At 45.2% G+C, this 14,635-nt stretch carries 12 protein-coding genes and 1 tRNA gene; 5 read left to right on the top strand and 8 right to left on the bottom strand.

The features are described 5' to 3' along the window. Positions 1–108: 108 nt before the first annotated feature. The 4 genes from clpX to NSS82_RS26470 form a co-directional block, all read right to left on the bottom strand. On the bottom strand, positions 109–1,365 hold the full coding sequence (clpX, locus tag NSS82_RS26455) for an ATP-dependent protease ATP-binding subunit ClpX (protein WP_036685052.1): 1,257 nt from the start codon (positions 1,363–1,365) through the stop codon (positions 109–111). Positions 1,366–1,377: 12 nt separating this feature from the next. Continuing rightward, on the bottom strand, positions 1,378–1,968 hold the full coding sequence (clpP, locus tag NSS82_RS26460) for an ATP-dependent Clp endopeptidase proteolytic subunit ClpP (protein WP_036685049.1): 591 nt from the start codon (positions 1,966–1,968) through the stop codon (positions 1,378–1,380). Positions 1,969–2,354: 386 nt separating this feature from the next. Next, positions 2,355–3,689, bottom strand: coding sequence for a trigger factor (tig, locus tag NSS82_RS26465; protein ID WP_036685045.1), 1,335 nt, complete (start codon positions 3,687–3,689; stop codon positions 2,355–2,357). A 98-nt stretch (positions 3,690–3,787) separates the two neighbouring features. Further along, positions 3,788–4,633, bottom strand: coding sequence for a hypothetical protein (locus NSS82_RS26470; protein ID WP_038573064.1), 846 nt, complete (start codon positions 4,631–4,633; stop codon positions 3,788–3,790). A gap of 279 nt (positions 4,634–4,912) precedes the next feature. Between NSS82_RS26470 and NSS82_RS26475 the strand changes: the two genes are divergently transcribed. After that, a tRNA-Arg gene (locus NSS82_RS26475) sits at positions 4,913–4,986 on the top strand. Between the two features lie 1,002 nt (positions 4,987–5,988). On the opposite strand, the gene pstA is transcribed toward NSS82_RS26475, so the two are convergent. The 4 genes from pstA to NSS82_RS26495 all read right to left on the bottom strand — a co-directional run bounded on the left by pstA (position 5,989) and on the right by NSS82_RS26495 (position 10,248). Continuing rightward, positions 5,989–6,870: a phosphate ABC transporter permease PstA gene (gene pstA / locus NSS82_RS26480; protein WP_036685040.1), complete on the bottom strand. Its 882-nt coding sequence runs from the start codon at positions 6,868–6,870 to the stop codon at positions 5,989–5,991. After that, positions 6,867–7,814, bottom strand: coding sequence for a phosphate ABC transporter permease subunit PstC (pstC, locus tag NSS82_RS26485; RefSeq protein ID WP_036685038.1), 948 nt, complete (start codon positions 7,812–7,814; stop codon positions 6,867–6,869). The genes pstA and pstC overlap by 4 nt, the downstream gene beginning before the upstream one ends. Before the next feature lie 82 nt (positions 7,815–7,896). Beyond that, positions 7,897–8,757 (bottom strand): phosphate ABC transporter substrate-binding protein, encoded by an 861-nt coding sequence (locus NSS82_RS26490; RefSeq protein ID WP_076272808.1) that lies wholly within the window; start codon positions 8,755–8,757, stop codon positions 7,897–7,899. 54 nt (positions 8,758–8,811) lie between these two features. Next, the gene (locus tag NSS82_RS26495) at positions 8,812–10,248 is read right to left on the bottom strand and encodes a stalk domain-containing protein (protein ID WP_076272809.1); all 1,437 of its coding nucleotides are present in this window, start codon (positions 10,246–10,248) and stop codon (positions 8,812–8,814) included. Positions 10,249–11,205: 957 nt separating this feature from the next. On the opposite strand from NSS82_RS26495, the gene NSS82_RS26500 reads away from it, so the two are divergent. From NSS82_RS26500 to NSS82_RS26515, 4 genes are all read left to right on the top strand, one after another. Continuing rightward, positions 11,206–11,643, top strand: coding sequence for a hypothetical protein (locus tag NSS82_RS26500; protein ID WP_076272811.1), 438 nt, complete (start codon positions 11,206–11,208; stop codon positions 11,641–11,643). Between the two features lie 396 nt (positions 11,644–12,039). Next, positions 12,040–12,771 carry an ABC transporter ATP-binding protein gene (locus tag NSS82_RS26505; RefSeq protein ID WP_076129437.1) on the top strand — a complete coding sequence of 244 codons (732 nt, stop codon included), beginning with the start codon at positions 12,040–12,042 and terminating at the stop codon, positions 12,769–12,771. Then, positions 12,768–13,817, top strand: a complete 1,050-nt coding sequence (locus NSS82_RS26510) for an ABC transporter permease (RefSeq protein WP_036685018.1) — start codon at positions 12,768–12,770, stop codon at positions 13,815–13,817. Before NSS82_RS26505 ends, NSS82_RS26510 begins: the two co-directional genes overlap by 4 nt. Positions 13,818–13,874: 57 nt before the next feature. Beyond that, on the top strand, positions 13,875–14,564 hold the full coding sequence (locus NSS82_RS26515) for a TetR/AcrR family transcriptional regulator (protein WP_076272812.1): 690 nt from the start codon (positions 13,875–13,877) through the stop codon (positions 14,562–14,564). Positions 14,565–14,635 lie beyond the last annotated feature (71 nt).

Genomic DNA, 14,635 nt, shown 5'->3' on the forward strand with positions numbered 1-14,635 from the left:
TTTCTCCCCCATAACGCCAAAGCTCCACCCCTTCGCTCCCGCTAATGTGAAGCGGGATAAGCGGAAGAAAGGTGGAGACTGTGACATGTATTGTTAAGGAAAAGCGGCTTACGCGCTTTCCTCTTTCTTCTTGTCTTTCTTAAGGTTGAGCTCAGGCAAAGCTTTCTCCTGAACGACCTGTTCCGTGATCACACAATCTTTAATATCATCGCGTGAAGGAACTTCATACATCACATCGAGCATGATGCTCTCAATAATCGCGCGCAGTCCACGGGCTCCCGTATTACGCTTGATCGCTTCCTTGGCAATTGCTTCGAGTGCCAATGGTTCGAATTTCAACGCTACGTTGTCCATTTCCAGTAGCTTGATATATTGCTTAGTGAGTGCATTCTTAGGCTCGGAAAGGATACGTACAAGCGTATTCTCATCAAGCGGCTCCAAAGTCGAGATGACTGGCAGACGGCCTACAAATTCAGGAATAAGACCGAATTTGAGCAAATCTTCAGGCAATACCATCGACAAATATTCGCCAGGCTTAAGATCCTTTTGTCCTTCAACTGCTGCGTTGAAGCCAATGATTTTTTTACCGATACGGCGTTTAATCATTTGCTCCAGACCGTCAAAGGCACCGCCAACGATGAACAGGATGTTCGTCGTGTCGATCTGAATAAACTCCTGGTGAGGGTGCTTACGTCCGCCCTGCGGAGGCACAGAAGCAACAGTTCCTTCCAGAATCTTCAGAAGCGCCTGCTGTACACCTTCGCCGGAAACGTCACGAGTTATGGACGGATTCTCGGATTTACGTGCTACTTTATCAATTTCATCAATATAGATAATGCCGCGTTCGGCTTTCTCCACATCGTAATCTGCAGCTTGAATGAGTTTGAGCAGAATGTTCTCAACATCCTCGCCGACATAACCAGCTTCCGTCAGGGAAGTAGCGTCTGCAATAGCAAAAGGAACGTTGATAATCTTCGCCATCGTTTGTGCTAACAAGGTTTTACCAGAACCTGTTGGACCAAGCAAAAGGATATTACTCTTCGTCAGTTCAACATCTTCGATCTTGCTTTGGCTGTTCACACGCTTGTAGTGGTTATACACCGCTACAGAAAGAGATTTCTTCGCTTGCTCTTGACCGATTACATATTGATCCAAAATATCGCGAATTTCCTTTGGTTTTGGAATATCCTTCAGATCAAGCTCTTCCTCATGACCGAGCTCTTCTTCCACAATTTCCGTGCAAAGCTCGATACATTCGTCACATATATAAACGCCCGGTCCTGCTACAAGCTTACGAACCTGCTCTTGTGATTTACCGCAAAAAGAACATTTCAATTGCCCTTTTTCATCATTAAATTTAAACATCTAACCACCCCTTTAAGATTTCATCGGTGAAGAAAGAACTTGGTCAATAAGCCCGTATTCCTTGGCTTCTTCCGCGCTCATGAAGTTATCGCGGTCTGTGTCCCGTTCGATTTTTTCAAGGGGCTGACCTGTGCGATCTACATAGATTTGATTCAGCTTCTGTTTCGTCTTAAGGATCCAGTCAGTGTGAATCCAAATATCAGACGCTTGACCCTGAACACCGCCGAGCGGTTGATGAATCATAACTTCGCTGTTGGTCAGCGCATATCTTTTGCCCGGAGCCCCAGCTGTTAGAAGGAGCGATCCCATGCTTGCTGCCATCCCTACACAAATGGTTGAAACATCCGGTTTGATATATTGCATCGTATCGTATATACCCATGCCGGCTGTTACTGAACCACCGGGTGAGTTGAGGTACAAGTGAATGTCCTTCTCGGGATCATCTGCTGCCAAAAACAGCAATTGAGCAATAACCAGATTGGCGACATCATCGTCAATCGCACTGCTTAAGAAAATGATGCGATCCTTGAGCAATCTGGAATAGATATCGTATGAACGTTCTCCACGACTTGTTGATTCCACAACCATTGGTACCAGACTCATGCCACCAACCTCTTTTCTCTGTACAGATTAGTCTTATCGTTTCAGAAATATTTTAACACGTTCAAGGCGCGATGTCATTTTTTCACTACAGTCGACTGTCTGCTGCTTGTGATTTGTGACGTTACTACCCCTATTACCTTATTGCCATACGTTCATACGGATACCTATGTAGTCACATATATTTGCGGCCGAGGATAAAAATAAGGCACGTAACGAAACTTACGTGCCTTATCATATCTGTATGGAGGCCGTGTAACTTGGCCGTTCTAGGTAGTGTCAAGCTAAAACGCCTTCGGCGTCCTTTTAAGGACGATAAGCGTTTATGCGAGAATTATAAGAATAAAGTATAAAGTGAAACTTATACCTTCTTATAATTTTAAAATATCCTACTCAGCTTTAGTGTCTTCAGCAGCTGGTGCTTCTTCCACTGCTTCAACTTCTACACTATTGCTAACAAGGAAATCAATGGTTTTACGCAACGAAAGCTCTTCGCTCAAGCTGCCCAGTGAACCGTTAGCTGCCAAGATGCTGCGGATTTCTTCTGGAGTACGTTTGTAAGCTTCAGCCATAGTAGCCAACTCTTCGTTAACTTCTTCTTCGGAAACTTCAATGTTCTCTTGTTTTGCGATAACTTCCAATACCAGGTTGTTGCGAACGCGTTTTTCAGCATCGCCTTTCATTTGGTTCTGCAAGTCTTCACGAGTTTGGCCGGAGAAGCTAAGGAACATATCCATGTTCATGCCTTGTTGACGAAGACGAGTGTCGAAGTCACGAACCATGTTCTCAACTTCACTGTTGATCATAGCTTCAGGGATTTCAACTTCAGCGTTAGCTGCTGCTTTATCAACAACTGCATTCTCACGAAGGCCTTTCAGTTCTTCCTCTTTACGGGATTCGAGCTGAGCTTTCAGATCTGCTTTGTACTCATCCAAAGTTTCGAATTCACTTACATCTTTAGCGAACTCATCATCGAGTGCAGGAAGTTGTTTGCGTTTGATTTCGTGCAGCTTCACTTTGAATACTGCTTTTTTACCCGCAAGGTTCTCTGCATGGTATTCATCAGGGAAAGTAACTTCAACATCTTTGAAATCTCCAGTAGCCATTCCTACCACTTGCTCTTCGAATCCAGGAATGAAGGAGTTGCTGCCAAGCTCAAGAGAGTGACGTTCAGCTTTTCCGCCTTCAAACGGTACATCATCTACATATCCGTCAAAATCGATTACAGCGATGTCGCCGTTAGCTGCTGCTTCTTCTTCAACTACTACAAGCTCAGCATGACGTTCTTGCAGACGAGCAAGTTCAGCACTCAACTCTTCTTCAGTCACTTCAGCTTTTTGTACTGGAACTTCCAGACCTTTGTAATCGCCGAGCTTCACTTCAGGTTTAACCGTGATCTTCGCTTTGAAGATAAAGGATTGGCCTTTAGCGAATTGCTCAATATCAACTTCAGGACGGTCTACAGGGAAGATGTCAGTTTGTTCAACTGCTTCACCGTAAGCTTCAGGAAGAAGAATGTCGATTGCATCTTGGTACAAGCTTTCTACACCAAAACGGGATTCAAAGATCGGCCGAGGTACTTTACCTTTACGGAAGCCTGGTACGTTAGCTTTTTTAACGACTTTGTTAAAAGCTTTATCAAGTGCTGCTGTTACGCGTTCTGCGTCTACTTCTACTTCAAGAACTCCAAGGTTCTTCTCTATTTTTTCCCATGTTGCTTTCATATTATACTTTTCCCTCCAAAATATAGGTTCACAAGTTTACTTCAAATAATGATACAATCCACGCACAGAATAACCATTATATTATATACAACATTACTTTATTTATCAAGTAGAGAAGTCTTTACAAAACCCTTGAGAGCACGATAAGCTCCCTCAAATTGAAAGCGCATGCCGTCTGTGATGCCATACATTCCACGTGTCTCTTCCTCTTGTCGGGAGCCGTTTAAACTTTCAGAAACAAATTGGTGCAAAGCTCCTGCCCAAATATCCAGCAAAACGTCTTCGCCTTCCAGCAATTTCCGATATTCGTCCGACCCATAAATCGACATGATGAACTGACCCCAGAGCTCTTGTGCAAAATAATACAGCGTAGGCTCATGCACCTCAGCCTGCTCGGCTACCCGCTCCAGCACATGACTCACCTCCGGAGGAAAATCCTCCGTCTGCAGTGGCACGCTCTCGATCTCTACGAGTACCGTTTCATGTCCGCGAATCAGCTTCACTGTTCCCTGCATCCCACGCCGCTTAAGCGTCTGCAAGGTCCGAAATTGCAGCAGTGGATGAACATTATCCCCCTGCAACCAAGTGGTCAGCTCCTCGTCAACGCCGCCACCTTCCAGATAGGATAGCTGCTCTAGTGCAAGTATTGTCGCCTCAGACAGAGGTTCATTCATCACCCGCTGCAGCAGCTTTTTGGGATACCCCGCATCCTCGTTCATTTTGGATTTGGCCAAAAAGCGGGCCATATCCTCTTCCCTTAAATCTTCGTCTTCGGGGTGAACAGCTCCCTCCGCATCTCCATTCTGGGACGCGTAAGGAAATGCCGTTTCGAGCCATTCCAGCAGGGACCGCCATTCCTCGTAATTTCGCTCTTCCTGTCCTTGACACTGCAGCAAAAAACGAAGCAGCTCCATCGCTTCCCCGTAGCGTTCACTTTCCAGCATCACCGTCAGCTGGATTTGATAATAGTCCAGTGTCTTGGGGAACAGGACGATATTCTCTTTGGTGGCGGGGGAATCCGAATGTTTAATGAGGGCACCTCCTTATGTCTACTTATGTGAATGGAATCCTAACCATTATAAAAGTTATTAATACCTTAAGCTTCTTCCGAAACTTAATAATTGTAGATTATAGCATACCCCGTACTCTTTTTAAAAAACAGCTTGAAAAAGATCGTCCCATATGATATGATAATTCCTGCTTGCTTTTCTGCCAGCAACCATGTCCCGGTAGCTCAGCTGGATAGAGCATGCGCCTTCTAAGCGCACGGTCGGGGGTTCGAATCCCTTCCGGGACGTCATATAGAAACAGCCTTCCTTCGGGAAGGCTGTTTCTATTTTCAGGGGAAGGGTTGGGCGGAGCTCAGGGAGTCACTACTGGGACGAATAGACGACTGAACGACTGAGCTTAAGATTCGCGGCTCTGGATTACCCGAGTTTCAGGGATTCATGGAGCTTGGATTCGAAGCTCAGAGCCTGATGAAAACTTAGCCTCGTCGGAGCTCAGGGTCCGATAAAGCTTAGCATTCGAAACTTAGAATTTGGTGAAAACCTGGGCCTCGTCGGGCTATGAGTCGATGGAGCTTAACTTTTGATGCTCGCTCGGACTTGGTCACACTTAGATCTCGTTGGGGCTCAGGGTTCTGTGAAGCTTAGCAATCGATGATCAGTTTCTATGAGTCAATACCACATCATACCCCGCCGCATATGAACATTACGGCTGCTCTTCCGTAGAAACGCAGCTACATGCTATCTAATTGCATTTTCTGCAACTAAAAGTACCCTTTTACCTCCAAAACTCGCTTTAGTTGCATTTCATACACTTATATTCTCAGATTTACGCCTAGAATGGTCTTTTCACCATTTTTAACTGCACAAAGTACAATTAAACCCAAACAAACCTATCACCATCAAAAATAAGTGCATAAAGTGCAATTAAAAACCACTCTTATCACCAGTACTCACAACTCATTACTCACCACTCACCACTCATTACTCACCACTCATCACTCATCACTCACTACTCACTACTCATTACTCCTCACTCATCACTCATCACTCACTACTCACTACTCATCGAATATTAATCTTCACATTCCCATTTCTGATTTTTAAATATGGGAACATTTTTAGCTCTCTATAAGCGTGGCCAATCTAATTACTCAAAAGACACGCGCATTAGCAATATTATCGAAGGATGAGACTATCCTGCTTATTTAATCGAGAATAAAAAAACTGTTCACGGCGTTTTCTTCCGCCGAGAGACAGTTTTTTATGCATGTTCTTCCTTTATAAGCGAATCAGCGCCCTTTGCGGCGATTTCCAAGCCAGAGCGGAAAACGGAAAGCAAAGTTAATAAACAAAACTACAAATACTAGTACTGCCGCTGATTTGTCAGCGATTTGCCGCGCATCTTCTACAATTGCCTCAGATTGTACATACCAAAGGTGTACGGCCAGGGTTTCTCCCGGCGAGAACAGATTAAAGTCCCACATTTCGCCCGAGGTACTGAGACCAGCGGTAAGGATAATAACCGCAGACTCCCCGAAGGCGCGTCCAGCAACGAGACAAATCCCAGTAACAATGGCAGACATTGCAACGGGTAGGACAACTGTGCGGATCACGTGGAATTTAGTCATGCCCAGTGCATATCCAGCTTCGCGCATCTCCCCAGGAACAGCACGGACCGCTTCCTCCGTCACACGTGCAAGCATAGGCAGATTCAAAAGCGCCAAGCTTACCCCACCGCCAAGAATCGTCAGACCGATCCCAAAATATTCAGCAAATATCGCAAGACCAAGCATACCGAATACAATCGAGGGAACCGAAGAGAGCGCCTCTACACATATACGCAGGCCACCTGTAAAAGCATTATCCGGAGCGTATTCCGCCATATAAATCCCCGCTCCTAAACCGATAGGGACGGAAATAAGCAGCGAGATGAACAAAATATAAAAAGAGTTGAAAAGTACAGGACCGATCCCGCCACCAACGTCAATCTCTTCAGGCTGTTTGATCAGGAAATCAGGCCGCAGCGCTGGCAGACCTTTACTAAGAATCGTGAAGAGCAGCCAGAAGATTAGCAGCATGACTAAAGCCCCAAGCGTATAAAACCCAATAGTCGCGAGCTTATTGCGTCTCTGAGCACGCGCTGTATGCTTTGTACTTGCGAATCCGTTCACGCTGCATCCCTCCTTTTTCTACCCAGCACGCGGATGATCAGAATCAGTACAAAGGAAATCACCAGCAGAAGAAAGGCCATCATATGTAGGGCATAATTCCAGGTTGACTCAAACTCTACATTCGAGATTTGCATAACGATGTTACTAGTCAAGACAGAAGCAGGTGTAAATAAGGTTTTCGCCAACTGTGGTGTGTTTCCGATAACCATAACTACAGCCATTGTCTCCCCCACAGCACGAGTCATCCCGAGGATGACTGCAGAGATAATCCCTCTGCTAGCCGCAGGCAAAACAACACGCATAATGACTTGCAGACGGGTAGATCCAAGAGCGTACGCAGCATCCCGATATTTGCGTGGAACAGCGACAATAGCATCATCACTGATTCGACAAATTGTTGGCAGGACCATTAATGCGAGTACGAGGGCCGCAGCCAGCAAACCATCACCCAAGCTCTCCCCACTAACTCTACGCAGGAAAGGAAGTAATACCGTTAAGCCTAAATAACCATATACTATAGAAGGAATACCAACGAGCAAATCGAGCACCGGGCGAATGAAGGTCTTCATCCACTTCGGAGCAATCTCCGCACAGAGAACGGCCATGCCTACCGAAATAGGAACTGCGATCAGCAGGGTCAAAGCTGTCAGTGAAAGTGTATTTACAATGAAGGCAGCAGCCCCAAAGGAGTCCTCTTCAGGCGTCCAGTTAAACGAAAAGAAAAAGTCCGCAGGCGAGAGATGACCAAACAGAAGCAGCGCCGTTTTGCCGATAAATAGGATTACAAGTCCAAGCACGAAACAAAGTGCAAGAATGCTGAATAAGAAATAAAAGCGGAATAATCGGTTGCTAAACATATGTCTACTGTGACGTTTGGAGTTGGCGCTAACTTCTGTAACGCCCTCCTTAACCTTAGTTGCCAGGTTGTGGACTGGTGCCCCCATACTTTCCCTCCTGTAAGCGGCCAACCCCGTATCAAAATCGGGGCTGGCCGCTGTTACCATTCAATATGATCTTCAGATGTTATTAACCCTTCATTGCTGCGATCGGAATGAATTTAAGCTTTTTCAGAGAACCTTGTTGGAACTTTTTGCTTTGTACGTATTCGATAAATTCTTTAGTTGCGCCAGTAGGCTGGCCTTTAGTCATGTAGTAACCATAAGCCCAAATCTTATAAGAACCGTTAATTACGTTGTCTGTAGTAGCTGCGATACCGTTGTGTTTCACTGCTTTTACGTCGCCACTTACATAAACAAGGTCGATATAACCGATGGAGTTAGGAGTAGTTCCTACTGCTGTTTTCATGTCGCCGGATGAACCTGTTTCTTTGTAGTTCTTAGCTTTTTTAACGATATCTCCGCCATCCAAAGCTTTAGCCTGATAGTTAACGCGGGTACCAGAACCGAATGAGCGAGTGATGACAACGATATCTGCATCTGCGCCGCCTACTTCTTTCCAGTTGGTGATTTTACCAGCGAAAATACCTTTAAGCTGCTCTGTTGTAAGGTTATCTACACCCACATTTTTGTTCACGATCGTGGCAAAAGGAATGACAGCCACTTTGTTTGCTACCTGTCCGTCAAAAGCTTTGAAACCTGGTACGTCCATGCTAGCATCCCAGTCGCAAGCGCCGATATCAGCGATGCCTTTTTTTACAGCTTGTGGTCCAGTTACAGAGCCTTTACCAGATGCTGCGATTTTCACTTTAGGATGCAGCTTTTGGAATTCTTTTGCCGCTTGCAACGTCAATGGAAGAAGTGCGGTCGAACCGTTAACGGTGATTTTGCCACTAAGTGAATCTGCTGCTGCTGCAATCCCTGCAAAAGATGCGGTTACCGCGATTACGGCTGTTAAAGCCGTTACTGTTAATTTCTTGAAGATTTTCATTGTACTATTTTCTCCTCTCGGCTCTAGGCCGTTAAAATATGTTTGAAATAATAATTATTTAGTCAGTTGCAGCCCTTTACCGCCTTGGATAACCCATACGCTGTCGCCGCTCACAATCGCAAGCTTGCTTCCGTCTTTAGATACAGATACTTCAGATACATCTTCAGCCGTACGGAACAGTTCGGTCTTTGCACCACTACCATCGATAGAATAGATCACTGTGCTTCCGTCTGCCGTAGTACCTGCCACTACCAAACCATTGCTAACGCCAGTGGACCAATTCACTTCGATATCAAGTGCAATATTAGTGCTGGTTGCGTCCGCTTTTACAAGCTTCAGGGTATTCTTCGCATTGCCGTCTGCATCTGCGCTCAGGTATGCCACATTTCCATCAGCCAAAATCTCAGGGTAAAGCTTGTTATCTGCTGTAGTTGTTAGTGCAGCTGGTTTAGCATCTTTTGTAGCCAAATCAAGCTTGTAAAGCTGCTCTCCTGCCGAACTAAAGTCAACCGTAAGAGAATCTTCTGTGCTGTCTGCATCATTTTTAGCAACACCCGTCAAATTAACGATATAAACGGCGCTTTTTTCGTCAGCAGAAATACGCAGTTCGGATTTATTCTCAACCTTGTCAGCCAGCACGGATTTAACATCACCAGTCTCTACTGAGATTTTAGCGATTTTTTCTTGCTTGTCTCCTTGGATGAAATAAATGCTTTTCCCATCTTTGGACCAAACCAGATCTGTCTTCACACTATTGTCGGTGCCTAGTGTTTTAACAGCTCCGCTAGACAAGTTAATCAGATTCAGCAAACCTTTCTCATCATTAAAAGCTCCCCACTGCTGATCCGGCGATACTGCAAAGTCCACTGCACTGTCATTTGACGAAAACACTTCATAGTTACCTGGTTCTGTACTGAATTTGATAAGCTGAGTAGTTTCAGCATCACTTTTGTTCGCAATCAGGTTGCCAGCTGCCGTCCAGTGCAAAGTATCAAACAAACCTTCAGGACGTGCAAAGCTCAAAATCGTGCTAGCATCAGCGTCCAGCTCTCCACCTAATGCGGTAACTAACTTAGTAAGCTCTACATAGGTTTTACCGTTATAAAATACTGGAGCCACTGTGAACGATTGGGAATTACCATCTACTTGATAGCTCTTTGAGCCTGTTTTGAGTTGCACATTATGTAGTCCTTTGCTGTCGTTAAGTTCAAACCCGCTTGTTCCCAGTACTACCTTAGCCCCAATTTCTCCAGCTACCTGAGTCAGCGAGTAAAGCTTGTAACCACTGCTGTTAATGGTGTTAAACACAATCGGCGTTCCGTTTACATTCCAAGTAGTTGTACCTTCTTTAACTGCTGTTGCAGCAGCGACTTGATTGGTAGCTACAGATTTTACATTACTGCCGGTGCTAGCTGCAGATACACTTCCAACGCCTACTGTTGCAAGAAGTGCTGAAGCCAACGTTGCGCTAATCCATTTACTGTTTTTCAATTAGATTCACCCTTTTCGTATAGGTAACTGCTAATGTCATTTTCGTCTACAATTGTCAATTCTGTTGCAGAGGAATGTAATGGAAATATTAACTAGTATTCTTTTTTAAAAAAAACCAGGTAACCAAATGAACTAAGCAGCAAAAACAGCCTCTTTTCGTAAAAAGGTGCTCGGTGCAGCTGCCTTATTTAGTTGGAGAATTGTTTGGGATCTTGGGGTGACGTAGGGACTAATTTGATATTGCAGGCGCATGGAGGGAACTTGTTGCTGAGGTGGGTGGGTGGAGTATATTGCGGAGGCAGCTTGGGTGTGCGGGGAAGCTTGTTGCTAAGGACGATGGACACTTGGAGTATATTGCGGAGTTCGCTTGGAGTGTGGGGGGAAGCTTATTGAGGAGGTCGCTGGGCCACGTGGAGTATATTGCGGAGGTCGCTTGGGTGCGTGGGGGAAGCTTATTGAGGAGGTCGATGGGCACGTGGAGTATATTTCGGAGGTCGCTTGGAGTCTGGGAGAGCCTTGTTGCTGAGATCGATGGGCACATGGAGTATATTGCGGAGTTCGCTTGGAGTGTAGGGGAAGCTTGTTGCTGAGGTCGATGGGCACGTGGTAGGGGAAGCTTGTTGCTGAGGTCGATGGGCACGTGGAGTATATTGCGGAGGTCGCTTGGTGCGTGGGGAACGTATTACGGTGGTCGCTTGGCGCGTGGGGGAAGCTTGTTATGTGGCTGCTGCTTACGATTTAAAAACTAACTGGTCTGTTGTGGCGCGTTCTGCGTAAGGGTCATCGTAGGAGATTCGGCTGATTGTAGGGGATTTATACCGTTCTTTTGCTGATTTTAGCGGGATTGAGCTCATCGTACGGGATTTATACCGCTCTTTTGCTATCTTTTGCTAGATTGGGTACATTGTGCGGGATTTATACCGTTCTTTTGCTAACTTCAGTAGGATTGGGCTCATTGTGCGGGATTTATACCGTTCTTTTGCTAACTTTAGCGGGATTGAGCCCATTGTGCGGGATTTATACCGTTCTTTTGCTAACTTTAGCGGGATTGAGCTCATTGTACGGGATTTATACCGTTCTTTTGCTAACTTTAGCGGGATTGAGCTCATTGTGCTGGATTTATACCGTTCTTTTGCTAACTTTAGCGGGATTGCGCTCATTGTACGGGATTTATACCGTTCTTTTGCTAACTTTAGCGGGGTTGAGCTCATTGTACGGGATTTATACCGTTCTTTTACTGACTTCAGCGGGATTGGGCTCATTGTACGGGATTTATACCGTTCTTTAACTGACTTCAGTCGGATTGAGCTCATTGTGCGGGATTTATACCGTTCTTTTACTCATTTTAGCGAGATTGAGCTCACTGTACGGGATTTATACCGTTCTTTTGCTTGATTTAATTAGACCATCCCTATTTAGTGGCATTTATGCCCTTCTTTTGTCTGGTTTAGGTAAACCCCCGCTATTTAGTGACACTTTTGCCTTTCATTCAAATCATCTCTATATACATAGTAAAAGGACAAGTTGAATTAACAAACCTCAATTGGGATTAAGCTAATACTGTGGGATACATTTGTATAAAATATATGGTTTACAATTCCTAACTTTTGATACAAGATAATGAGTGAGTACTCACTCATTATCTAATCAGAGTGTACAGAGCAGTATAATTCAGGAATATCTCAACACCTTCTACACCTTCTACACCTTCATCACCATCACCACCACCCTATCAGCAACATCTTCAACTCAAGCAAGTATCCCTGAACATTCAGAATCGAGGAGATAAAAATGGGTTCAGAGGTTCCAGTTATTTCAGTGAGCCATGTCGGGAAAGCGTTTGGAGAGAAACAGGTGCTCGAGGATATTTCGCTTCAAGTGGAACGTGCGGAAACCTTTGGCATACTAGGGCCATCCGGCTCAGGAAAAACAACATTAGTGAAGCTGCTTACAGGTATCGATGAGGTAACCTCCGGCGAGGTGAAAATACTTGGCGTGACGATGCCGAAGCTGACTATGCTGCAACAGATTGGGTATATGGCTCAGTCTGATGCCTTGTACACGGAGCTTAGCGCGAAGGAGAATCTGGAGTTTTTTGCAGCGCTATATGGTCTAAAGGGGGAGCAACGCTCCAAACGCATCACAGCCGTAATGGAGATCGTTAATTTACAAGATCATTTGCGAAAAAGAGTAGACCAATACTCCGGCGGGATGAAACGCCGCTTATCATTGGCGATCGCGCTGCTGCATGAACCGCCGTTGCTTATTCTTGATGAACCTACAGTTGGTATAGACCCGGTGCTGCGGCTATCCATCTGGAAGGAACTAAAAGCGCTGAACCAGAAAGGCACCACCATTGTGCTGACCACGCATGTCATGGATGAGGCTGAAAAATGTGACCGGCTCGGAATGATCCGTGATGGCAAGCTACTTGCCGCCGACACGCCTGCCGGACTGCTGCAAGCCACCGGTTCAGCTTCTATTGAAGAAGCCTTTTTATATTATGGAGGTGTGCGTTCATGAGAATCCGAGCGATCACCTTAAGGATTTTGCGGCAATTTATTCATGACAAAAGAACGATGGCATTAATGTTCATTGCACCACTCCTCGTTCTAAGCTTAATGAGCTTGGTCTTCAACGGTGACGCCTATGAACCAAAAATCGGTGTGTCCGGTGTACCTCTAAATATGTCAGCTGCGTTAAAAGAACAAAATGCCACCATCAAAGAATATGCCAGCGCAGAGCTGGGAAAAGGCGCTTTAGTAGAAGGAAAAATTGACGCTTTGATCACTTTGAACGGAACCGCCGGAGATTCGCAAGTTACGCCTCAAGTGCTGCTAGAAGGTAGCAACCCTACAGCAAACAAGGCAGTAATCATGACGCTGCAACAAATCTCCCAGAAGCTTCTTCCAAGCACAAAGGAACAATTACAGCCGCAGATCAGCTATCTTTACGGTTCTGAGAATATGAAGACGATCGACCGTTTCGGTCCCATTATGATTGGCGTATTTGTTTTCTTTTTCGTATTCTTGATTGCAGGTGTATCCTTCTTAAGGGAACGAACCACAGGCACGCTTGAACGCCTACTTTCGACTCCATTAAAAAGATGGGAGATTGTGCTCGGGTATGTATGTGGTTTCGGCATATTTACCGTTTTTCAGGCGCTATTGATCTCATGGTATTCCATACAGATTCTTGGCATTATGATGACAGGCAGCTTTGGTTACGTATTGCTGATCACATTACTCCTATCGATGACAGCGCTGACGTTGGGCACACTGCTGTCGGCTTTTGCAGCCAATGAGTTGCAGATGATTCAGTTCATTCCGCTCATTATAGTGCCACAAATCTTCCTCAGTGGATTATTCCCGCTCGATACCCTTCCACTGTGGCTCCAGCGCGTTGGCCTCGCTACACCGATCTATTACGGATCAGAAGCTCTGATGGACATTATGGTCCGTGGCAAAGGATGGAGCGCAATTGCACTGGATGTCTATGTACTAATAGGATTTTCGCTGCTATTTATGCTGCTGAATGTATTGGCACTGCGCAAGCATCGCAAAATGTAACTTCACAAAAACTATTATCATTGAAACAAATTGAATTAAGCATGGAGGGTTATTGTAATGAAAGAGCAAGTTTCTACGGAACAAAATATAGAAGAGCAGTGGATAGAAGAGCTGCTTACCCTTGGCAAAGACGAGAAACTGACACCGAAGCAGATTTCTATTCTACAAGCGGCGATTGAGGTATTTTCTGAAAAAGGATACTCTGCGACTTCAACGAGTGAAATTTCTCAGAAGGCGGGCGTGGCGGAGGGAACGATTTTTCGCTATTACAAGACTAAAAATGATCTGCTGCTTGCCATAGTAGGTCCTACCATGAGTCGCATGCTTGCGCCTTTTGTGCTGCGGAATTTCAACGGCGTGCTCGATATGCCCTACGACAGCTTCGAGGAGTTCCTGCGGGCATTTATGATTAATCGGCTGGATTTCGCCCGCAAGAATTTTAAAATTCTTAAGATTCTTATTCAGGAGATTCCTTTTCAGCCAAAAGTTAGAGCGCAGTTTGTAGAGAATATTCTTAGCAAAATACTTGAGCGCGTGATTGATATTGTTGAACATTTTAAGGAAAAGGGTGAAATCATCGAGGTGCCTACACCCACACTTATACGCTTCACACTCTCGTCTGTCGTAGGTTATTTGATGAATCGCTTGCTGCTCCAGCCAGATAAGGACTGGAACGACGAGGAAGAAATCAACCTGACGATCGCTTTTATCATGCATGGAATAAGTAAAGCAACACCCCCTATTTGATGCGCACGCCCGTTCTGTTATCATAAGTACTATATTAAATTCGGACTTTTCGAGATCAAGTTATGAGGAAG

The sequence above is a fragment of the Paenibacillus sp. FSL H7-0735 genome (assembly GCF_038008505.1).
Lineage (GTDB): Bacteria > Bacillota > Bacilli > Paenibacillales > Paenibacillaceae > Paenibacillus_AQ > Paenibacillus_AQ odorifer.